Below are 23112 nucleotides of genomic sequence, written 5' to 3' on the forward strand. Positions count from 1 at the left end.
CCACACCCTTAAAAGCAATGATACAAGCCACGCCAAAATGGCGTACCTTATATACATTATTTGCTTTTAAAGATGAAGTTCGAAAACTTCGTTGTGGTAGTTTAGGTTAGCAATAATGCAATTAGCACGATTTATTTTACATTCCTTACAGAATGATTTTATTTTTAATAATACAAATACCTTATAAAGGATATTTATGCAAATATATAAAAAAGATTTAAGGCTGAAAAACGCAAAACCCTCTATTTTAGAGGGTTTATTATAAACTAAAATCGAACTTCAATATCTATTTCCGTAAAAATACGGATTGTTTAATGACTTTTATAATTGTACTTTTGCGAAAAATAAGACGAAGTAATCATGATTCATAATAAATATGCATTATTATTAAAACTAAGAAATCTGGTAAGAAATACTAATGCCTTTGATATATTTGATTTTCGTCATAAAATAAATGATTTCGCTTACTGGTCAAAAGGCAATGATGATTTTGTAAATATCCACCCTTCTGTAATTTTCTCCATTCGTTCTGAACAACAACTAAAGATTGATCCAACAAATGAGGATTTTGATGTTTTAGTTTATTCTGAAAATCAAACATCATATGAAAAAGTTGTATACAAAATTAATGATGAAGAATTTCTAAGAATTATTAATTATATTGATTCCTTAGAAAATCGATAATTTTCCAAATTTCACTATAAAGCTCTGAATCGAAATTATTTATGTAAATAAATATTAGTACATCAGAACAAATTATTTCACCATCAAAATAATTTTTAACAATATCTTTTATATATTGATTTGCTGATTGATAACCATATTGATCATAATACAATTCTGCTTTAGAATGCTTTAACGATTCTTTAGTTTCTAACCAATTATCAAAAGTAACATTTAATATACTTTCTAATTGAGAAACTTTTAGATAAAAATGTTGATGCTCAAATTCAATAATGTCAATATCTACTTTATGTTTTTCCAAATGATAAGTATGTATTTTTTCCATTACTCATCTTTTTCAGTTTTTTCAACCTCTGCATTTTCTGTAACAGTTTTTTCAGACGAATTTTCGTCAACCTTTTTTTCGGTATTTTCTTGAACAGTGGGAACAGTAATATTTTCTAAATTTTCTGCGATGAATTCTTTTAATGATTTCATAATAATTGAATTTAGAATATATATAAACAGTTGTTAATAGCTAACTTTTAAAAGCTTAACGTTTATATAGACATCTAAATTAATGAACATTGATTTTTGGTTTTGAAGAGAAGTAATCTACACCATTATTTAATTCTACAAATTTATTAATAATATCAAAATCGTTTATAGCTGAATAAACTTCATAATTTGAAAAGCAATATTGATATAGATTATATTCTCTTAATTGTTTAGAATTTAAAAATTGAATACTATTATGTAAATCTTTTTTATTAGAAAAATATTCATCGTCCCAAATAGTTAAAATTAGATTTTTACTTATAGGAAATATTATTTCGACACCCTTTTTACCAAAACCTTCGATGAAAGAGGTTTCGACTTTAATATGAGGTTTTAATAAGATTGGGTTATCAGATGACAATACATTATCTTTAGTATAATAGAAAATCCATATTTTACTTGATAATTGTCCTTGAATAATATATCTCCATTCATTATCTAAAATAAAATTTGAATGTAATGCTGAAGATGCTTTCTCGTCAAATTCTAATTTTTCATTTGTTGCCTTTTTGAGATTAGGATTAATTATTCTCAAAAAAGATGTAATTATATCATATCTTTTAGTATAAGTATCTTTATGAAGATTCCAAAATTTATAAATAAAATTTGGATGTCTTATGTATTGTACCGCAATCAATTCTGCAAAATAATCTTTTTCAACTTCATTCAAAACATTATTGTAGATATTTTTTTTATCCCAATTTTCACATAATTCACTTATTTTATGAAGCAAATCATTTAAAATAGGTTCGAAAGTACTTGCAAAAACTTCTGTTTCTATAAATTTATTTTGACCTTTAAATTCTTCTTGTAAAAATTTATCATCTACATCATATAATCGTTTAATGCCTGCAACATTAGATATTGACTGTGGAAAAACTTTACCATTATTACCTTTTCTGTAAACAAGAAGACCTTTATCATCTAAAGTGAAATTTTTTAGATAACATTCAGGAATATAGTGTTGGTATATATGAGTTTCTTTTTCCATTTGAAATAGTTGCATATAAATTTAGAAATTATTTCAACTAAATTAAATGACGATATTAAATTTAAGAACTTTGTTTAATTCATATGACAAAATTGTATTTTAGTAAAAATTAAATAAATGGAAAACTCATACCCAAGCAACTTTGATATTTTTAGTAAAGAGGCTTTAGAAGTTGTAAATGAAAGCTTTTTAGTAATTAAGACTTTTACAGATAATAGTAGTGATATAGAGAAGTTATATAAAATGATTGAAGTAGAAAAATATTCTCTCTATGACAATCTTAAAAAAGTATTTTATCCAATCCATTCTATTACACAACCACAAGAGATTAAAGATCAATATAAAGATTTTGATTTTGTGAACCTATTTGATAGTTATTTTACGCTTTATGAAAAACAATGCATTGATTATTTAAGAAAACAAAATAAATCCAAAGATTAATATTGGCTAATTTCATTGAAAATAATTTTCACTCTAGAAAGTAAATATTGAATTTATTAAAGTTGGTGAAATGAAATATTCCGACTAAATTTAAAAGCTCTAATTAGAGCTCTTAAATTTAAATCTGGTACAGCATTATCTAAATTAAAATAGCACCAAGTTTGGGTGCTATTTTAATTATATAAGTTGTTTAATTAATTTGGTATTAACTAGTATATCATTATCTTATTTTATTTTTTTTTGGTATGAATTATTTTTGGGTATTGCTTTGCTTTGTTTTCTTCAGTCCGTTGTATGCGCAGCCGGATGAGTACTATGAAAAGTGGTATGATGCCGACAATAGTAAACTTCCCCAGAATTCCATCATGTCAATTGTTAAAGATAAGTATGGTTTTTTGTGGCTTTCCACCCAAGATGGTATTGTGAGGTTTGATGGCAACAATTTTCTGGTACATGACATCGGTATTCCGTCGGTAGAGAACCGAACACTGATGATTGACGGATGTGCAGAGGATGATTGGCTGTTTACCTTTTATAATAGTGGGGGAATCCCTTCCCTGATTACAAATAGAGGCTATTCCGTCATCACAGATCCGAAGTCTCCTGTTTTTAAAGATCTGATGCTGCGTGGCAATGGAAATCTCTGGAAGCTAAACAGGTGGGTTCCAAGAGATTCAGCGGGAATAAAACTTTTTTATTTTATCTCGAAAAACAAATCTTACTATTTGGATTACAATAAGCTTTTTTATCAGGATCATGAAAAAAGACGATATGTTGGTACATTTGATGACCGGCTTTTCTACCGTTATTTTTTACTGGGAGACCAGCTGTTTTATTTGAAAGATGGCTCGTCTGTAGAAAAAATAGATCAAAATGGGCAGGTAAAGCAGTATAAAACGGGACTAAAGGTGGCGAAGAACTTTGATTATTTTATCAATATACCTAACAAACAGCTGTTGCTGAGGAATGATGATAAGATTTACCTTATAGGTTATTATAATAATCAGATTACTACTGATCTGATCTATAACGGTAAAACGATTCGGAATCTCGATATTTTCAAGATGTATTATGATGAATCTACAAAGACACTCTGTGTAGGTACTTTTTCAAAGGGCCTGTTAGTGATCAGAAAAAAGTTTATTTATCCACATATTACCCCTGATAAAAGTATTTTTCATTCGCTTACGAATAATGGTTTGGGAAGAGTTTTAACGAGTGAAGGAGATATGTTTGATATTAACGGTTATATCAAAACGGTTTCAAGTCCAGGTACTGATAAGTATGGAATTGTCCCATTGGACAACCCTGGAGAGTTTCTCTTGAAAGGCGAGCACGCTCTATTTTTACGGTTTGGCCCCAAAACAAAAATGATAAGGGACTTTACCAATAATTCCTCGATATACTGTATCAGTAACACGTTTGGAAGTAAGGTGTGGTTATCTTTGCTCTACAAAGACCGGAATCTATTGGGTTACGTTCTGATAAAAGACCGTAAAGTTGCCAAGGAGGTGTTTTTTAATACGAAAATTGGCATCAAAGGAATTGCAAAGATCAATGACGAGGAAGTTCTTCTGGCGGCAAACGAGGGGCTTTTTATTTTTAACGAAAAGAAAAGAAAATTTAATACCCTTATATCCGGCACCAGTTTCAGAAGCATCAATAATAATGGAGATGAATTTTTCTGGGTACAAAGTTATGGAAAAGGGCTTTACCTTTACAAGGAAGGAAAAGTCTATAAACCTCGGCATCAAAAGAAAATTTTATCTTCGGTTCATAGTGTAATCGATGACAAAAGGGGTTTTTATTGGCTGTCATCGAATCACGGCCTTTTTCAGGTTAGAAAGCAGGATTTAATCAACAGTTATTTAAACGGGAATCATAACTTTTATATTCATAAGTATACCCGGAGAGATGGCCTGCTGACCTCGGAGTTTAATGGTGGGGCAAACAATAACGGAGTGTTCAATAATGGATATGTCATATTTCCTTCCATGAACGGCATGGTATATATCGATACAAAAAAGGCATTTCCGCTGCTTCCTGCTGAGGATTTCTTTATCGACCGGATTGCGATCAATGAAAAAGAGAAAACGGTTTCCGGAATTTTAAATCTTGAAAGAAATTTTGGTTACTTAAAGATTTTTGTGGATTTTGTAAACTTTGGAAATCAACGCAATAATTATATTGATTATAAGATAGACGATCATGGCTGGCAGCCGCTTCCCGACAACAGGATTATCAACATTAACGCATTGACGAAAGGGAAACACGATATTCAGGTCAGAAAACTAAAAAACTTCTCATCGCGATACAACTACAAAACACTGAATATCTATGTGCGGCCGGCTTTCTGGGAAACGGACGCTTTTAAAATTTCAATGGCCATCCTCGTACTTCTCACATTTTATCTCATCTACACTTTAAGATTGAAACAGGCGGAAAGAGAAGCCATTATCCTCAACGAAAAAATTGATGAACGTACCGCAGAGCTGAACGAAACCATAGACTCTCTTTCAAAAACAAGGGAAGAACTTTATGCGCAGCTTTCACGCAAGAAAAAGCTTGTGGCTGCCATCAGCCACGATATCAGAAGCCCGATGAATTTCATTAATATCAGTACGGGAATTTTATTGGACAGCTTAGACGACTCGGTGTATGAAAAAAGAGTCATAAGTTCAATTAAAGAGTCTTCAGCACAGATTCTTGATTTTATTGATTCTACCATCAGATACAATAAGATTTTCGTTTATGATAATTATAAATCCAGGGAAAATATTGTACTGAGAGACTTTATGACACAGAGAACTGGCCTGTTTTTAAATGCGGCAGAGTTTAAATTTATCCAGATACAGAATAATATTAATGCCGAGGATACGGTGGTGAGCAATCCTGATGTGCTGAGCATTGTGATCCACAATATTCTGGATAATGCCGTGAAGTACACTAATAATGGATTCATTTACATTTATAGCATCAAAGATGAATGCCGGTTTCATCTTGTCATCGAGGATACCGGCATAGGAATGTCTGAACAAGAACTTTGTAAAATTAACGATACTGAAAGCTTTAACAGTCAACAATTGGGAATGAAAATTATTAGAGAATTATTACCTCTTATCGATGTGACATTTAATATTGAAAGTAAAAAAGAGCAGGGGACGAAAATTACCCTTAGCTTTACCATTTAGTTGACATTTAAAAAATTCAGAAGTGCCGGAATATTAGTAATTCCCAGTTTCTCAAAAATTCTGTTTTTATAGGTGCTTACCGTAGATTTATGAATATAAAGCTTGGATGCGATCTCGTTGTTTGAAAGACCTGATACCAAAAGCCGAGCGATTTCCAGCTCCCGTAAGGACAGCAATTCAATCGGAGTGGCACCGCTTTTCCGGATCATATTTTCGAGAAGTCTTTCTTTAAGATCATCACTCATATACTTCCCGGACTCAAAAAACTTGCTGAAGGCATGGATTATCTCTTCCTGTTCGCAAAGTTTACTGAGGAAGCCGTTGGCCCCGGCCTTAATAAATTTAAAAGCGTAGATGCTCTCTTCAAGAGCCGAGAATATCAGTGTTTTTATACTGTCGCCGTACTCTATAGACAGGTTCTCAACAAAACTTAAGCTGTTTCCTTCAAGAAAATTAATATCCAGGATAATAAAATCTATATTTCCGTTTTTTATAATCGATCTTCCTTCATTCAGTGTTGATGCTTCAAAGATAGTTACATTTAAAAAATGTTTTTTCACAAGAAGAAAAATACCCTGTCTTACAATACTGTGATCATCTATTACTAATACGTTTTTATTATTGGTTTCCATTTATATAGTTTTCATCATGTTTTATATAATTCAAATATATTAATATTTTTTTTAAAACAAAATTGTGAAATTTTTTGTATTTACCTTAAATAGATGTGTTTTTACAAACGGGTGAATTATTAAAACCAATGTGAATATTTCCAATTTACAGAATCTGAGCACTTTCCTTAATGCTGTTCATCACAAAAATACTTTTCGTCTGCCCGATTCCTTCGATTTCAGATAATTTATTAACAAAAAATTCGTGAAATTCGTCCATATTCGGAGCAAGAATTTTAAGCATAAAATCAAAATCACCACTGATATTATAAAATTCAGTCACTTCTTTGAGTTTTGTGACTTCTTCGATAAATTTTCCGGCTGTTTTTTTATTATGCACATTTAATGCAATCATACAAATTACCATCATTCCTTTATTCACCTTTTTACGATCCACAACGGTTGTATACTCTTTAATAATTCCCTGTCTTTCCATTCTTTTTATACGTTCATGAGTAGGAGTGGGGCTCAGATTGATTCTGTTTGCAATATCACGAACACTCAATTTTGAATCTTTTTGTAAAATTCTCAGGATGGCAAGGTCTTTTTCATCCGGAATATAATTTTCGGTAGTCATATGTTCTGTTTAATTTGGTTTTAAATTTAACAAAAGAATATTTGTTCTTATTTTGAGATTAAATTATTAATAATGTTCCAAAATTAATATATAATTTTTATATACGTTCTACTATTTTAATTTTGTAGAATAAATAACCTATATGGATAGAAAAAATATGATATTGATCCTTGCGTCCGTTGGAACTTTTGTAGAAGCTTTGGATATTGCCATTGTAAATCTTACCATTCCATCCATTCAGGGGCAATTTGGTATCGGTGCCGAAACTGTACAATGGCTTCAGACGCTATACGTGCTCTTCTTTGGAGGATTTTTGATCATCGGCGGAAAGCTTTCTGATCAGATTGGGCGCAGGAAAATTTTTCTTTTAGGTTCATTTATTTTTATGCTGACTTCCTTAGGAGCAGGATTGTCCTCCAGCTTTGAATCGCTTGCGGTATTCCGGGCACTACAAGGGTTGGGCGCAGCTTTCATCATGCCTTCTGCAATGTCGATTGTTACCAATACTTTTACAGGAGATCAGGAAAGAAACCGAGCTGTCGGGATTTTCAGTTCATTTGCAGCCATCGGTTCCGGGAGCGGTCTGTCGTTGGGAGGAATTATCAGTACTTATTTGAGCTGGCACTGGGTTTTCCTCATTAATGTTCCTGTTCTTGCAGTGGCATTGATCTTCGCTTATTATTATCTGCCTAAAGATGAGGTATCAGAAAAATCATACAAAACAGACTTTTTATCAGGTATTTTACTGGTATTGGGATTGCTGAGCCTTACTTACGGAACGCATGAATTAATTCACATTAAGGAAAATCCATTAATGATCATATCTTCACTGTTCATTGCTATTTTATTGTTAATGATTCTGTTTTATCGCTTAAAAACGGTTTCTCAGCCTTTGATCAATTTATCATTAATGAAATACAGGTCATTAAAAGTTTCCAGTTTGAGTTTTTTAGCATTAGGAGCATTTTTTATCGGTTTTTTATTTCTTATATCGCTGATGCTGCAGAAAGATATGAATTATAGCGCGGCAGAAGCAGGATTACTATTGGTACCCTTTAGCATAATGTCGGCATTAGTCGCAAAATTTATTCTGCCTCATATTTCAAAGAGATTGAATTCTGCTCAGATGGCAGTTTTTGGATGGCTTTTTATGTTCAGTGGATCTCTGTTGCTGTTGATTGCTATATATATCGATCATCCTTTAATGCTTGTTTTAATGGCGGCTGCCTGTATTTCAGGAATAGGAATGACATTTTGTTTTACGGCACTCTCGGTGCTTGGAATTGAGGAGATAAACCCTTCGGATTATGGAGTTGCAGCCAGCGTGGGCTCTACAAGCTACTTTTTGGGAGCCGGTATTGGATTATCTTTTATGACATTGATGAGTCAGTTTTTTCCTTCAGAATGGGCAGTTGGAAACTTAAGTCTGATTATTTTGTTGGGATATTCATTGTTTGCATTGAGCACATTGTTTTATTTTATTATTAAAAATGTAAAGGTGAATAAAGCTAAAATGACTGCTGAATCATACTAAAAAAGATATTAGTTTAAAAAAAAATTAATGGAGTTAATCTGAAAGTATCGGTTCTTTTTTTATTTTAGCCATATGAAATTGCAGATTATTAGTGATCTACACCAGGAGTTTGGAATGACAGACTTGTCTTTTGACAAGGCTGATGTTGTTGTGTTGGCGGGTGATGTAAATCTTGGAACTAAAGGGATTGAATGGATTAAAACTAAAATTCAAAATAAACCTGTGATTTATGTTTTGGGAAATCATGAATATTATAAAGGTTCATATCCTAAAACATTAAATAAAATTAAAGAAGCGGCTAAAAATTCTAATGTATTTGTACTGGAAGATTCCAGCGTAGATATGGATGGTATAAGATTCCATGGAAGTACATTGTGGACTGATTTCTCGCTATTTGGAGATCCTCGATATTATGGATTTCTGTGTCAGAATGGAATGAATGATTATAAGCAGATCAGGCGTGATCCTTCATATTCAAAAATGCGATCGATCGACATCTTTAAAATCCATCAGATTTCCAGAGTATGGCTTGAGGACAGCTTGGAATGTTCTAAAAATTTTAAAAATATTGTTGTTACACATCATGCTCCCAGTATTAAATCTGTACCGGAGCATTTCAAAAAAGATCCGCTGACATCGGCATATGCTTCAGATCTGGAAGATCTTATTAGCCAATATCAGCCTTTATGCTGGATTCATGGACATATACATACTCCTTCCAGGTATAAAATTGGAGAAACGGAAATTATCTGTAATCCACATGGATATATTAGCGAGAAGTACAACGGATATGAGAAGGAATTAATTATTGAAATCAATTAAAAATACTATATTTGATACTATCATTTGATACTATAACATTTTGAGATCGCCTTATATTGTAACAGAAAAGATATTAAAGTTTATTGCTTCTATTTCCGAGAAAATAGGAGAAATTAATGAGAATCATCTTTATAAACCCAATACTGAACTCAGAAAAAAGAACAGGATTAAAACCATTCAGTCTTCGCTTGAAATTGAAGGAAATACCGTTACGGAAGAGCAAATAACCGCTCTGTTAGATAATAAACGAATTATTGCTCCTGCAAAAGACATTCTTGAAGTTCAGAATGCGATTGAAGTATATAAGGATCTGAAAATTTTCAATCCAAATAATATTAAAGATTTAGAATTAGCACATTCAATATTAATGAAAAACCTGGTAAAAAATCCGGGAAAGTTTAGAACGACTAACGTTGGAATAGTAAAAGGCTCAAAAAGTGGAACATCTTGCCCCTGGTGGAGGTATGGTAAAAGGATTAATGAATGATCTTTTTAAATATCTAAAGAATGATAAAGATTTAGTATTAATTAAAAGTTGTGTCTTTCATTATGAGTTTGAATTTATACATCCTTTTACCGACGGAAACGGAAGGATAGGAAGACTTTGGCAGACATTAATTTTAATGCAGCAATATCCTGTTTTCGAGTACTTGCCGATTGAAAGTTTAATCAAAGAAAACCAGCAGGAATATTATAATAAACTCTCGGAATCTGATAAGGCCGGCCAGTCTACCCATTTCATTGAGTTTATGCTGTCTATTATTTTACAATCCTTAGAACAGGTTTTACAATCTCAAAATATCAACTTAAGTACAAAAGACAGAATATTTTTATTCAAAGAGAAAATTAGAGATAAAAAGTTCAGCGGGAAAGATTATTTACAGAATTTTAAAAATATTTCGGCACCTACCGCAAGCCGGGATCTTAAATGGGCGGTTAATCAGGAAATTTTGATGAAATCCGGTGAACAAAGAAAGACAGAATATCAGTTTAAATCTTTTTTAAGCGAAAAATAATAAGCTTAGTGTTAATTAATTGTAATAAAAATACCCGGATAAAATCCGGGCATTCACGTTTTAGAAATATAAATAAGTAAAAAACTACTTGAGTGTAAATCTCACCTTGGTTTTGATAGCATCAGAAGAATTTCCAATGAGTGCTTCAAAATCTCCGGGTTCTGCTACCCAGTCGTGTTTACCGGCATCGAAGAAACTTAAGGCAGTTTTATCAATCGTAAAAGTCACTTCTTTTTCTTCTCCAGGATTCAGAAATACTTTTTCAAAACCTTTCAACTCTTTTGTAGGTCGCTGAACAGAGGATTTCAGATCGCTGATATACAATTGTGCTACTTCGGCTCCCGCTCTTTTTCCTGTATTTTTAACAGTAACCGTAAAAGTGATTTTGTCGTCCTGAGACATCTCTTTTTTATCCGCTTTTGCTTTTCCGAATTCAAAAGTAGTATAGCTCAAACCATGTCCGAAGCTGAATAAAGGCTTGATCTTTTTAGTGTCGTGCCATCTGTAACCCACCAAAATACCTTCGTTATACTTGATATTGATAGGATTTTTCTGATCTTTTCCTTTCCCAGCTGCCAGTTCTTCTTTATTACCCGGATATTCACCCAGTTGATGAGCGGCGTTGTCTTCAAGTTTTACTGGGAAAGTAAAAGGTAATTTACCGGAAGGGTTGACATCACCAGCTAACACTGCGGCCAGGGAATTTCCGGCTTCTGATCCTAGATACCAGGCCTGAACAATGGTAGGAACTTCATTTACCCAAGGCATCGCAACAGCGTTTCCTGAAACGAGTACCACTGCCAGATTTTTATTGGCTTTAGCCAACGCTGAGATTACATTATCTTGGTTATATGGTAGCCCGTAGCTTTTTCTGTCATTGCCTTCACTGTCCTGAAAATCAGCTTTATTTAGTCCGCCTACGAATATTACATAATCTGAAGACTTCGCCAAGGCTACAGCTTCATTCAAAAGAGCTTCAGGAGAACGATCTTCCTTCAGGTTCTGTCCTGATTTCACGCCGTTGTACTCGCCGCCGATATCTCCTACGTAGCCTCTTGCATACTGTACATCAGCTTGTTTTCCAAATCTTGCTTTGATCCCGTCTAGAGGAAGGGTTTCATATTTAACTTTTAAAGAAGAGGAGCCTCCGCCTACAGTCATGATTTTGATGGCATTTTCACCGATAACAGCAATTTTTTTAGCTTTATTAATATCAATCGGAAGTACATTTCCCTGATTTTTTAGCAGGACAATGCCTTCTTCACCAATTTCTTTAGCGACTGCTTTATGTTCTTCAGAAGCAATGTTTCCAAAAGGTTTATTTCTGTTCATTGTCGTCTTGTAAGCGAGACGCAGAAGTCGTGTAACTTTATCATCAAGTTCCTTAGTTCCAACTTTTCCTTCTTTAATCAATTTTAAATAAGGCTGTGCCAGATAATAACTGTCATAGGCATTGGAATGTCCTTCTGATAAGCCGTTTGTCCAGCTCCCGAACTCGAGGTCAAGACCATTGTGGATCGCTTGTTCTGTATTATTGACAGCGCCCCAGTCTGACAATACAACACCTTTATAGTTCCATTCTTTTTTAAGAATATCATTAAGGAGATATTGGTTTTGGCTGGCATATTGTCCTTTATACATATCGTATGCGCCCATAATTGTCCATGAATCTCCCTCTGTCACAGCTGCTTTGAATGGCGGAAGATAGATTTCGTATAATGTCCTGTCGTCAATGATCACATTACTCGTATGGCGGAACATTTCCTGATTATTTAAAGCGTAATGTTTTACGGAAGTCGCCACGCCATTTGACTGGACACCTTTAATATATGGAACTACCATCTTTGATGTTAAAAAAGGATCTTCCCCCATATATTCAAAGTTTCTTCCATTTAGAGGAGTTCTGTAAATATTAACTCCAGGTCCCAGAAGAATATCTTTTTTTCTGTAACGGGCTTCCTCACCAAGCGCTTTACCGTAATTCCATGACATATTTTTGTTCCATGTTGCGGAAAGTGCCGTAAGCGCAGGGTAGGCGATGATAGAGTCATTGGTCCAGCCTGCCTGGTCCCATTCGTCCCATTTTACTTCAGAACGAACACCATGAGGACCGTCGGTCGTCCAGAATTCCGGAATTCCCAATCTTGGTACACCAGGAGAACTGAATTTCGACTGTGCATGAAGCATCGCAATTTTTTCCTCAAGTGTCATTTTGGAAAGAGCATCCTGAATACGCTGTTCAACAGGTTTTGATTCGTCTAAATAAACGGGAATTGCTTTGGTATTTTGAGCCATATACGAAGCAGAAATTATAGTAAATAAACTTACAATGGCGGTTTTCTTTAACATAAGAAGCCTTTTTTTGATTGAAAACAAAAATAGGAAATTATTTTATTATCTCAAATTGAGAAAATACAATTTTAAGAAAATGGTTATTTCTGACTATTTATCTAAAAAAAAGACACCATTTCAATATTGAAATGATGCCCAAAACATACATATAAATAAAAGTAAATGACAGAATTTTAAATCAATATCATATTATATTTTCAGTTCCATCCTTTGATAGCGCCACCTTTAAATATTTCTTCAGCTTTTTTCGCCACCTCATCAGACTCATACGCTTTGACAAATTTTTTCACCTTTTCAGAATTTTTATTATCCTCTCTTGAAACAATGACATTTACATACGGAGAATTTTTATCTTCTTTTAAAATTCCCTGCTTTTCGGTATCAAGTCCGGCTTGTGCAGCAAAATTGTTATTAATGATCGCCAGTACGACTTCTTTGTCATCGAGTACTCTGGGCAGTTGCGGAGCCTCGATTTCAAGAATCTTCAACTGTTTCGGATTGTCGATGATGTCAGTAACTTTGGGTAATAAGCCTATACCGTCTTTTAGTTTAAGCAAACCGTTTTTCTGCAGCAGCAATAATGAGCGGCCACCGTTCGTCGGATCATTAGGAATTACGATGGTGCTGCCGTTCTGCAGCTTACTGATATCTTTTATTTTTTTGGAATAAGCCACAATAGGATAGACGAAAGTGTTTCCTACAACTGCCAGTTTGTATCCCCGCTGTTTTGACTGTTCACTAAGATAAGGAACATGCTGAAACGCATTGACATCAATATCTCCGTTGTGTAACGCTTCATTGGGAACGACATAATCATTAAAGGCAACAAGTTCCACCTCAAGGTTGTATTTTTCTTTTGCTACTTTTTTCGCAGTTTCTGCAATTTCCTGTTCTGGTCCTGAAGTGATACCCACCTTAATGTAATTCGGATCCTCTTTTTTTCCGAAATTGCAGGATGATAATATTATTCCTATGGTCAGTAAACCAAAAATCTTTAATTTTTTCATTGTTAATTTTCAAATTTAATGGTAAAAAAGCGAAAATCACGGAACGTTTTAATCTCAGGGTATTCCGGAAATTCGCCCTTTACCATAGGGTGACAAAGAATAACAAAGCCACCACACTATTTCACATTCACATTATATTTTTAAGAATAATTTACTCTTGTTATTTCATTTGTAGATTCAACGATGATCAAACCTTTTAGCCAGCCGGTCACCAGAAAACTGAATAATAAACACAATTCCCACAAGTAAAGCCAGAACGAGATTCATAATGACCGCATCATAACCGATATAACCGTATTGATAACCGATCTGGCCCAGTCCGCCTGCTCCCACAGCGCCTCCCATGGCTGAATAGCCCACCAATGTGATCAAGGTGATCGTTGTATTATTTATCAAAGAGGGAAGTGCTTCGGGAAGCAAAATTTTCCGAATGATCTGCATCGGATTTGCTCCTAATGCCCTGGCTGTTTCTATGAGCCCTTGAGGAACTTCAAGCAGACTGTTCTCAACAAGTCTCGCAATAAAAGGTGCAGCCCCAATACTGAGCGGAACCAAAGCTGCATTTACACCGATAGATGTTCCCACCAGACTTCTCGTAAAAGGAATCATCCAGACAATCAGAATAATAAAAGGAATAGAACGGAAGATATTGACCAATACAGATAAAATTCTATGATAGATCACATTTTCCAGTAGTTGTCCTTTTCTTGTCAAAAACAAAAGAATCCCGACCGGAAGACCTAAAACAAATCCGAAAAAACCGGATGCAAATGTCATAAAAACCGTTTCCCAGACTCCTTTTGATAAAAGAGAAATTACTGTATTACTAAGCATAACCTCTTACTCTGTTTTGAATTTTATTCTGGTTGAAATAATAAATGGCCTGCTGATTTTCCTCCTGTTCGCCCTGAAGCTGCAAAAGAAGTTTGCCAAAGTTGGCTTCTCCCAGATACTCTACATCTGCTTTCAACAGCTTGTAAGGAATTTTATATTTATCATATACAATGGATAGCAGCTGTTCAACAGAGATCTCTTCATTTACTTCCACTTCTACAAGAGGGAATAATCCGTCCTGTGGTTCTTTCTGTAGTTTTTTGTTCAGTTCTTGCGGCATATTCATAGCTCCTGAGTTTAAAAATTGTTTAATGATCGGGTGATCTTTTTGTGAGATAATTTCATTTAAAGTTCCTTTTGTAATGAGTTTGCCGTTATCGATAACAGCAACATGGTTGCATACTGTGCGGATCACTTCCATCTCATGCGTTATCAGCAGTATCGTAATGCCGAGCCTCTGGTTGATATCTCTCAACAGCTGCAAAATCGACAGTGTCGTAGCCGGATCCAGTGCACTTGTTGCCTCATCACAAAGGAGAAGATAAGGATCATTGGCAAGTGCCCTTGCGATGGCAACTCTTTGTTTCTGGCCTCCTGAAAGACTTTTCGGATAATCGCCGGCTTTATCTTCCAAACCTACAATTTTGAGAAGCTCGCTGACTTTTTTTTGAATTGCTGTTTTATTCACACCATCCAGTTCCAGGGGAAGAGCAACGTTTTCAGAAACCGTTCTTGAGGAAAGAAGGTTAAAATGCTGAAAGATCATGCCTATTTTTTTCCGTTCTTTAGCCAATTCCCTGGATTTTAGTTGGGTAAAATCTTTTCCGTTAATTATTATTTCTCCCTCATCAGGTCTTTCAAGCAGATTTACCGTTCGGATCAATGTACTTTTTCCTGCTCCGGAAAAACCTATGATTCCTACGATATCACCTTTTTCGATGCTCAGACTGATCTTATCCAATGCTTTAAAGGACTGTTTTTTCTGATGAAAGGTTTTTGAAATATTTTTGATCTCTATCATTTTTAAGATTCTTCATTAAATAAAAAAAGGCTTTACAACGTGGTAAAGCCTTTAAAATATGTCATATAAAAGTAAGGTCAGTCACCACAATGCTCTATTTCAGGCATACAGCAATACATCATCATATGATTGATGGTATGCTGACTGATGAAAATATTTTTCAAACCTGTATTCATTGTTTTTTATATTCTGCTTACGGTTGCAAATATAATATATTAATCTTCATTAGTCCACTAAAAAAGTAGACTTTTTAAGAAATAGTTTTAAATTTGTTTTTAATAGGTTGATTTTTAGATTTTTATTTTTTTTACTAAATGAAACGTTTTCGTAACCTAATTATGAAATTTGAAAATTTACTTTCAGAAACATCATTTATTAAACTAGTTAAATGTGCAGGATTTTATAACAGGCTACATTTGTCATATAAAATTAAACAACATGAATAATAGAATTTTAGGTCTGCACCATATCACAGCGATTGCAGACAACGCAAAAAGAAACTTAGATTTTTATACCCGTGTTTTAGGAGTAAGACTGGTAAAGAAAACCGTAAACTTTGATGATCCCGGAACATACCACTTTTATTTCGGAAACGAAGAAGGGACACCGGGTACTATTCTGACATTCTTTCCGTGGGAAGGAATAGGAAAGGGAACCAACGGGACAGGACTGGCAACACATATCGGTTACTCAGTTCCAAAAGGAAGCCTTGATTTCTGGAAAAGCAGACTTCAACAATTTAATGTTAATGTGAAAGAAAGTGAAATATTCGGTGAAAAGCTGATTTCATTTAAAGATCCGGACGGTCTTCAGCTTCAGTTTATCGAATCTTCAACAGACGACAGAAAAGTATGGACAACAGATGACATTAAAGAAGAAAATGCATTGAAAGGTTTTCATAATGTAACACTTACATTGAAAAAGGCAGAACCTACGATTAAAGTTTTAACGGATATTTTCGGTTATGAATTAAATAAACAGGAAGGTGAAAGATATCGTTTTGCAACGGATGCGATAGAAACAGCAAATATCGTTGACATTATCGAGAATGATAAATTATTAGCAGGAAGAAACGCTGCAGGAACCAACCACCACGTCGCTTTCAGAGTAAAGGATGATAATATTTTAATGGAATTCCGTGAAAAAGTTCTTTCTGCAGGCCTCAATATTACGCCTAAAATTGACAGGGATTACTTCTATTCACTTTATTTCCGTGAACCGGGCGGAGTTTTGTTCGAAATTGCAACAGACAATCCGGGATTCACAGTAGATGAACCGTTAAATGAATTGGGAACAAGCCTAAAGCTTCCAAAACAGCACGAAGGATTACGCGAAAAAATAGAAGAAGTGTTGCCGAAGTTATCATAGATCATGACCGATCTTTGCCAAACCAAGTATCTTAGTAATAAGTAATAAGTAATAAGTAATAAGTAATAAGTAATAAGTAATAAGCAATAAGCAATAAGCTATTAACTATAAACTATCAACCAACAACAATAAAAAATTATGGAAACAACGAAAGTAATTTTAGGAAACGTACGAGGAGAAATACAACTTTTTTCAGACGACAACAAAGCAGGAAAAATGGATATATCGGTAATGGGAAACAAACTAACCGTTTATCACACTGAAGTTAGCGAAGAATACGCAGGAAAAGGCTTTGCCAAAATATTATTGGATAAGCTGGTTTCTTACGCCAGAGAGAATGATCTTAAAATTGTTCCGTTGTGTCCATATGTTCATGCCCAGTTCAAAAGAAACCCGGAATTGTACAATGATGTCTGGTTTAAAGAAGAAAACTAAAAATTTTAATTAGCCTCAACCTCAACCTTAATCTTAACCCCATGGCACTCATCACAGGACTTCACCACGTTACAGCCATTACCGGCGACGCACAGGAAAATATAGACTTTTATACCGGAGTATTAGGACTTCGGCTGGTAAAAAGAACCGTAAATTTTGATTATTCCGATGTCTATCATTTTTATTTTGGAGACGAATTCGGAACTCCCGGAACCATTATGACGACTTTTCCGTACGGAAAAGGATTGGTCAACGGAAGGCACGGTAAAGGAATGCTCAATACAACGGCGTTTTCCGTTTCAATGGATGCGCTGGATTATTGGATGAACCGCCTGAATCAGTTTAACATTCCTTTTAAACAGCCTCAGCAAAGATTCTCAGATGAAGTTTTTATTTACCTCGAAGATTTTGATGGACTTGGTTTGGAGCTTGTTTTTAATAATAAAGATGAACGGAAAGGATACGACAACCATTTTATCCCGAAAGATTTTGCCATTAAAGGAATTCATCATGTGGAAATCTGGTTAAATGCTTACGAAAGAACGGCCGCCCTTCTTACGACTCAGATGGATCATCAGCTTATCGCTGAAAGTTCAGACCGTTTCAGATATGCGGCAGAGGATGCACCCGGAAAATATGTAGATCTTGTCTGCACTCCGAATGCCCTGAAAGGTCTTGCCGGAAGAGGTACCGTACATCATGTTGCCTTTGCAACTCCTGATGCGCAAACCCAACTTGAAATGATCGAAAAACTGAATAAATTCGGGCTGGAGCATACCGAAGTAAAAGACCGGAAGTATTTCACATCCGTATATTTTAAAGAGCCTGGAGGTGTTTTATTTGAAATTGCCACTTCAGGACCTGGGTTTGATGTTGATGAGGAATTGGCATCTTTAGGTGAACATTTAAATCTTCCTCAACAGTTTGAAGAGAAAAGAGAACATTTGTTGGAAGTTCTCCCGAAATTTAATTATCCAACAGAAAAATACAGATAAATCATGGCCCATATTTTAGATATAAAAACAGCAGGAAAACCATTGAATGAAGCAGAAAAAGCTTTAATCATGATTCACGGAAGAGGTGGAAGCGCGCAGGATATTCTGAGTTTATCACAATATTTAAATGTAAAAGACTACGCATTGCTTGCGCCTCAGGCAACCAAAGGGAGCTGGTATCCTTTTTCCTTTATCGCTCCGGTTGAACAAAACGAACCCTGGCTTTCTTCAGCAGTGGAAACCATTGGTAAAACCGTGGAAAAAGCTTTAGCTGAAGGAATTAAACCTGAAAATATTTACTTCTTCGGATTCTCACAGGGTGCCTGTCTTACGCTTGAGTTCCTAGCAAGAAATGCACAGAGATTCGGGGGTGCTGCAGCCATTATCGGTGGCGTAATAGGTGAAAAGATTAACCGTGAAAATTATCATGGAGATTTTGCACAAACTCCTGTTTTCCTGGGAACCAGCAATCCCGATTTTCATGTTCCGGTAGAAAGAGTGTATGCCACGGCAAATATTTTCAGGGAAATGAATGCCAATGTGACCGAAAAAGTATACCAAAATTTCGGACATTCTATCAATCAGGAAGAAATTGAACTGGCAAATTCATTAATTTTTGTATAGGCAAAAAGATAATGGATGAACAGATAATAGTTTAATGAGAATTATTATAATGCTCTTAATTTAAACTTAAAAATCATGAAAATCACAAAAATATTTAGCGATGAAAAAGGAGAATCTCATTTTGAAGATATTGAAATTGCTTTAATAGATCAGGGAGAAATAGGATTTTTATCCGAAGATGTAGAAGTTAAAAAGTTACAGTTCAGGAAAGTTTCCGCAGATTACGATTACGATTTTCATCATGCTCCACAAAAACAGTACATTATACTTTTGGATGGAGGTGTGGAAATAGAAACATCCCTGGGTGAAATCCGTCAGTTCCAGACCGGTGAAATTCTTCTGGTAGAAGATACAACAGGAAAAGGGCATAAAACCAAAAACCTGGAAAAGAGAGAAAGAACCTCATTATTCATACATTTGTAAGAAAAAGACAATAAGATAATAGACGAATAGAAAATAGATCATAAATGATAAATGTAAATAATAGTACGATCCTATTCGACATAGGAAACTGAAGCGTTAAGAAAATTAGTAATATGAACGTTAAGAAAATTCTACTGTTTGAGCGCGGTCAGATCTGAACCGAAGAATTACCAGTAAATCCGTGCGAGTTCTAGAATTTTTAGAGAGTATTATTAATTTTTAGCCTTCAGTTTCCAAGTCTTGAACTTTTGTTTCTTTTGTTTCAAGACAAAAGAAAAATATTGGAATATATATTGAGATTCTTGATAATGACAGCTTTAAATGAGGTACGGTCATCCTGAGCGCGAGGCAGTCGAAGGATTGCAACGATAACACACTTTAAAACCGACATATGAAACTGAAGCGTTAAGAAAATTAGTAATACGAACGTTAAGAAAATTCTACTGTTTGAGCGCGGTCAGATTTTGAACTGAAGAATTACCAGTAAATCCGCGCGAGTTTTAGAATTTTTAGAGAGTATTATTAATTTTTAGCCTTTAGTTTCCAAGTCTTGAATTTTTGTTTCTTTTGTTTCAAAACAAAAGAAAAAATATAAAATAAAAACCATGCACGAACAACTACTTCTTATACTAGGCCTCCTCCTCATCGTCATGATGCTCGTCATGCTGGCACAGCGCATCAAAATTGCCTATCCCATATTTCTGGTGTTGGCCGGATTGGGAATCAGTCTTATTCCAGGAGTTCCTGTCTTAAAATTAGATCCGGATATTATATTCCTGATTTTTCTCCCGCCACTTTTATACGAAGCTGCCTGGTACACCTCATGGAATGACTTCTGGAAATGGAAAAGAACCATCGGACTATTAGCGTTCGGGCTGGTTTTCCTGACATCACTCGTCGTAGCATTTGCTTCACAGGCTTTAATTCCGGGCTTTACACTGGCTATGGGCTTTTTATTGGGTGGCATCGTTTCACCACCAGATGCTGTCGCTGCCACTACTGTTTTAAAAGGATTGAAAGTTCCCAAACGTACGGTTGCCATACTGGAAGGGGAGAGTCTGATCAACGACGCGTCATCACTTATTGTTTTCAGGTTTGCTCTGGCGGCGGTCATGACCGGTGTATTTTCTATGCAGGAGGCGACCGGACAGTTCTTTCTCGTAGCTGGAATGGGTGTCGTCGTTGGAATTGCCGGAGCTCATGTTTTTTATGCCATCCACCGGTTTCTGCCGACAACGCCGGCGATCGATGCGGCGCTTACCGTGATTACGCCTTATATTTTATTCCTGTCTGCAGAACATTTTCATTATTCCGGAGTAATGGCTGTCGTGAGTGGTGGTCTATTTATGTCATTCCGTTCACATGAAATATTTAAAACAGGAACCACAAGAGTCAATATGCTCGGCGTATGGAACACCCTTATTTTTGTGATGAATGCATTGGTATTTGTACTCATTGGCCTCGAACTTCCCGATATTATTGGTGGACTGGGAGAAACTTCTTTAATGGAAGGAATAAAATACGGACTTATCATCAGCGCGATTGTCATCGTTGTAAGAATGCTCTGGATTTATCCTGTAGCTCATATTCCGAGATGGCTCAGCAAAAATATCCGTAAAGATCCCACTCCGGGCTGGAAAAATCCCCTAATCATAGGCTGGGCCGGGATGAGAGGAGTCGTTTCCCTGGCAACGGCACTCTCTATTCCCGTCATGATGAATGAACAGTCAGAATTTCCGATGCGAAACCTCATCATCTTCATAACCTTTGTCGTGATCTTTGTAACGCTCGTCTTTCAGGGACTTACCCTTCCTTTAATTATTAAGCTTATTAAAATCGGAGAGATCGACCCTATTCAGCCCTCGCATGAACAGCAGGCGGGAATACAGATCAGGCTCGATAATCTTGCACTAGGCAGACTCCACGAAAAATACCAGTCAAATATAAATACCAACAGCCTTGTAGAAAATTTTAAAAATACCATTGAAAACGATATCAAGCTTCACAAAAATCATTTGAGCTCGATTGAGATGTGTACCAACCGGCGCAATGACCTCAACGAATACCACCAGATCATGCTGGATATTTTCGCCTTGCAGCGGAAAGAACTGTTTAAAATGAAAAGAGAAAAACAATTCAGTGATGATGAAATCCGAAAAGCAGAATCACAATTGGATTTGAATGAATTAAAGATCACGGGGAGTAAGCATTTGTAAAGTGAATCCAAGTTTAAGGCTAAGGTTGAGGTTGAAAGGATTCGAAAAAATTAATTCAAAAATCTCTTCCAGCTCTTTTAAGTGAAACGCCTTAGAGAACTTTAAAAACAAAAAGCAGTAAAAAAATCTTAGTGAACTTCGTACTCAAAGCAAACCATTAAGGCCAATTAAGGAGTTTAAGAAAAAAGATAAGATTGCAGGCAAGCCATAAAATAAAACCTTCGTGGTCTCTTTTAAGTGAAACACCTTAGTGAACTTAAAAATATGCAGGGCATAATTAAAAAAAACTTCGTGCCCTTAGCGTTCAAACAACATAAAATAAAACCCAAATAAAATGAACACCCTACAATTTTTAATCATCGGTAAAAATCAGGAGATCCTCGATACCCTGAAAAGAGTCATTGAAAACAATGAAGGCTGGACGGCCGAAATTATCACCGATGAAGACGCCTGCCATGAGTACATCCGCAGCAAATCCGTAGATATTGTGCTTTTAAGCTCAGGTCTGGAAGAAAAATTCGAAAAAGAAATCAAAGAATTTTGTGAAAACCTGGATAAAGAAGTTAAAGTTATTGATCACTATGGCGGAGGAAGTGGATTATTAAAGAATGAAGTTTACTCACTTTTTCCTAATTTGCAGCCTTAAACTGCAAACTATGTCTGAAAACATCATCGGAAACGTAACACGATTTATCAATCTCAACTCCAAAGAAGAACAATTTTTCACTGATCTGCTTACCCTTCAGACATTTCCCAAAAAAACAGTTCTGTTGCGTGAAGGAGAGATATGCCAGTTTGAAGGATATATCCAGAAAGGTTGTGTAAGAGTCTACTATCTTGATGATAACGGTTTTGAAGTCACCATCTTGTTTGCTATTGAAGACTGGTGGATTAGTGATATTGCGTCTTTTCAGGATCAGAAACCCTCCAATCTATATATTGAAACACTGGAAGATTCTGAGATCTATATGCTGAATCCGGCAACCAAAGAAAAATTATTAACCGAAATTCCCAAATTTGAAAGAGTTTTCAGAATGCTTGTTCAGCGAAACCTTTCCACACTCCAGCACCGGCTCGTAAATACCATTTCAAAAAGTGCCTCAGACCGCTATTTAGATTTCATTAAAGTATATCCGTCCATCCCGCAGAGAGTTGCACAATACTATATTGCATCTTATCTCGGTGTCTCCAAAGAATTTGTAAGCACCATCAGAAAACGTCTTGCTACCAAAGAAAAATAATCATATTCTATACTTATTGTTATCATTAGACAATACCCAAAAATTCCCCTCCCATGGACTATCGTTTGGACACAATTATTCCTACTTTTATACTTTATTAGTTTTTAGATGAGTACAAGAAATTTCAGGGAA

The 23112-nt window shown here is 35.2% G+C and carries 22 protein-coding genes and 1 pseudogene; 14 read left to right on the forward strand and 9 right to left on the reverse strand.

Features of this window, described 5'->3' with window-relative positions; all coding sequences use genetic code 11:
* Window positions 1–360 precede the first annotated feature (360 nt).
* Window positions 361–684, forward strand: coding sequence for a hypothetical protein (locus BMW64_RS18955; RefSeq protein ID WP_090002016.1), 324 nt, complete (start codon window positions 361–363; stop codon window positions 682–684).
* Here BMW64_RS18955 and BMW64_RS18960 read toward each other — a convergent pair.
* From BMW64_RS18960 to BMW64_RS18965, 3 genes are all read right to left on the reverse strand, one after another.
* Window positions 653–1009, reverse strand: a complete 357-nt coding sequence (locus BMW64_RS18960; RefSeq protein WP_090002019.1) for a hypothetical protein — start codon at window positions 1007–1009, stop codon at window positions 653–655. The genes BMW64_RS18955 and BMW64_RS18960 overlap by 32 nt on opposite strands.
* Window positions 1009–1161 carry a hypothetical protein gene (locus tag BMW64_RS20800; RefSeq protein WP_177175328.1) on the reverse strand — a complete coding sequence of 51 codons (153 nt, stop codon included), beginning with the start codon at window positions 1159–1161 and terminating at the stop codon, window positions 1009–1011. Before BMW64_RS20800 ends, BMW64_RS18960 begins: the two co-directional genes overlap by 1 nt.
* 79 nt (window positions 1162–1240) lie before the next feature.
* Window positions 1241–2212: a DUF4238 domain-containing protein gene (locus BMW64_RS18965; RefSeq protein WP_177175329.1), complete on the reverse strand. Its 972-nt coding sequence runs from the start codon at window positions 2210–2212 to the stop codon at window positions 1241–1243.
* A gap of 117 nt (window positions 2213–2329) precedes the next feature.
* On the opposite strand from BMW64_RS18965, the gene BMW64_RS18970 reads away from it, so the two are divergent.
* Together BMW64_RS18970 and BMW64_RS18975 are read left to right on the forward strand one after the other, a co-directional pair.
* Window positions 2330–2653: a hypothetical protein gene (locus tag BMW64_RS18970; RefSeq protein WP_090002023.1), complete on the forward strand. Its 324-nt coding sequence runs from the start codon at window positions 2330–2332 to the stop codon at window positions 2651–2653.
* A gap of 245 nt (window positions 2654–2898) precedes the next feature.
* Window positions 2899–5844, forward strand: coding sequence for a sensor histidine kinase (locus tag BMW64_RS18975; RefSeq protein WP_090002025.1), 2946 nt, complete (start codon window positions 2899–2901; stop codon window positions 5842–5844).
* Here the strand turns inward: BMW64_RS18975 and BMW64_RS18980 are convergent.
* Both BMW64_RS18980 and BMW64_RS18985 read right to left on the reverse strand, forming a co-directional pair.
* The gene (locus BMW64_RS18980) at window positions 5841–6476 is read right to left on the reverse strand and encodes a response regulator transcription factor (protein WP_090002026.1); all 636 of its coding nucleotides are present in this window, start codon (window positions 6474–6476) and stop codon (window positions 5841–5843) included. The genes BMW64_RS18975 and BMW64_RS18980 overlap by 4 nt on opposite strands.
* 145 nt (window positions 6477–6621) lie before the next feature.
* The gene (locus tag BMW64_RS18985) at window positions 6622–7092 is read right to left on the reverse strand and encodes an Lrp/AsnC family transcriptional regulator (RefSeq protein WP_090002028.1); all 471 of its coding nucleotides are present in this window, start codon (window positions 7090–7092) and stop codon (window positions 6622–6624) included.
* 142 nt (window positions 7093–7234) lie between these two features.
* Here BMW64_RS18985 and BMW64_RS18990 point away from each other — a divergent pair, with 142 nt between their 5' ends.
* The 3 genes and pseudogenes from BMW64_RS18990 (at window position 7235) to BMW64_RS21160 (ending at window position 10464) form a co-directional block, all read left to right on the forward strand.
* Window positions 7235–8626 (forward strand): MFS transporter, encoded by a 1392-nt coding sequence (locus BMW64_RS18990; RefSeq protein ID WP_090002030.1) that lies wholly within the window; start codon window positions 7235–7237, stop codon window positions 8624–8626.
* 72 nt (window positions 8627–8698) lie between these two features.
* Window positions 8699–9448, forward strand: a complete 750-nt coding sequence (locus BMW64_RS18995) for a metallophosphoesterase (RefSeq protein WP_090002032.1) — start codon at window positions 8699–8701, stop codon at window positions 9446–9448.
* Between the two features lie 40 nt (window positions 9449–9488).
* Window positions 9489–10464, forward strand: a pseudogene (locus BMW64_RS21160) (Fic family protein).
* An 84-nt stretch (window positions 10465–10548) separates the two neighbouring features.
* Here the strand turns inward: BMW64_RS21160 and BMW64_RS19005 are convergent.
* The 4 genes from BMW64_RS19005 to BMW64_RS19020 form a co-directional block, all read right to left on the reverse strand.
* Entirely contained in the window at window positions 10549–12759 is a 2211-nt protein-coding gene (locus BMW64_RS19005) for a glycoside hydrolase family 3 C-terminal domain-containing protein (RefSeq protein WP_394332267.1), read from the reverse strand.
* Window positions 12760–13013: 254 nt separating this feature from the next.
* On the reverse strand, window positions 13014–13823 hold the full coding sequence (gene metQ / locus BMW64_RS19010) for a methionine ABC transporter substrate-binding lipoprotein MetQ (protein ID WP_090002036.1): 810 nt from the start codon (window positions 13821–13823) through the stop codon (window positions 13014–13016).
* Window positions 13824–14000: 177 nt separating this feature from the next.
* Window positions 14001–14657, reverse strand: a complete 657-nt coding sequence (metI, locus tag BMW64_RS19015; protein ID WP_090002038.1) for a methionine ABC transporter permease MetI — start codon at window positions 14655–14657, stop codon at window positions 14001–14003.
* Window positions 14650–15678, reverse strand: coding sequence for a methionine ABC transporter ATP-binding protein (locus BMW64_RS19020; protein ID WP_090002040.1), 1029 nt, complete (start codon window positions 15676–15678; stop codon window positions 14650–14652). The genes metI and BMW64_RS19020 overlap by 8 nt, the downstream gene beginning before the upstream one ends.
* 438 nt (window positions 15679–16116) lie before the next feature.
* Between BMW64_RS19020 and BMW64_RS19025 the strand changes: the two genes are divergently transcribed.
* From BMW64_RS19025 to BMW64_RS19060, 8 genes are all read left to right on the forward strand, one after another.
* Window positions 16117–17046, forward strand: a complete 930-nt coding sequence (locus BMW64_RS19025) for a ring-cleaving dioxygenase (RefSeq protein WP_090002043.1) — start codon at window positions 16117–16119, stop codon at window positions 17044–17046.
* A 138-nt stretch (window positions 17047–17184) separates the two neighbouring features.
* Complete coding sequence (locus BMW64_RS19030) at window positions 17185–17481, forward strand: GNAT family N-acetyltransferase (RefSeq protein WP_090002045.1); 297 nt, start codon at window positions 17185–17187, stop codon at window positions 17479–17481.
* Between the two features lie 41 nt (window positions 17482–17522).
* Entirely contained in the window at window positions 17523–18476 is a 954-nt protein-coding gene (locus BMW64_RS19035) for a VOC family protein (RefSeq protein ID WP_090002047.1), read from the forward strand.
* A gap of 3 nt (window positions 18477–18479) precedes the next feature.
* Window positions 18480–19100 (forward strand): alpha/beta hydrolase, encoded by a 621-nt coding sequence (locus BMW64_RS19040; RefSeq protein ID WP_090002049.1) that lies wholly within the window; start codon window positions 18480–18482, stop codon window positions 19098–19100.
* A gap of 75 nt (window positions 19101–19175) precedes the next feature.
* A complete protein-coding gene (locus tag BMW64_RS19045) occupies window positions 19176–19523 on the forward strand; it encodes a cupin domain-containing protein (RefSeq protein WP_090002051.1) in 348 nt (115 codons plus the stop codon).
* 605 nt (window positions 19524–20128) lie between these two features.
* Entirely contained in the window at window positions 20129–21739 is a 1611-nt protein-coding gene (locus BMW64_RS19050; protein WP_090002054.1) for a Na+/H+ antiporter, read from the forward strand.
* Between the two features lie 334 nt (window positions 21740–22073).
* The gene (locus BMW64_RS19055; protein WP_090002056.1) at window positions 22074–22385 is read left to right on the forward strand and encodes a hypothetical protein; all 312 of its coding nucleotides are present in this window, start codon (window positions 22074–22076) and stop codon (window positions 22383–22385) included.
* A gap of 10 nt (window positions 22386–22395) precedes the next feature.
* A complete protein-coding gene (locus BMW64_RS19060) occupies window positions 22396–22980 on the forward strand; it encodes a Crp/Fnr family transcriptional regulator (RefSeq protein ID WP_090002058.1) in 585 nt (194 codons plus the stop codon).
* Window positions 22981–23112: the final 132 nt, after the last annotated feature.

It is taken from the genome of Chryseobacterium taichungense (assembly GCF_900109935.1).
Lineage (GTDB): Bacteria > Bacteroidota > Bacteroidia > Flavobacteriales > Weeksellaceae > Chryseobacterium > Chryseobacterium taichungense.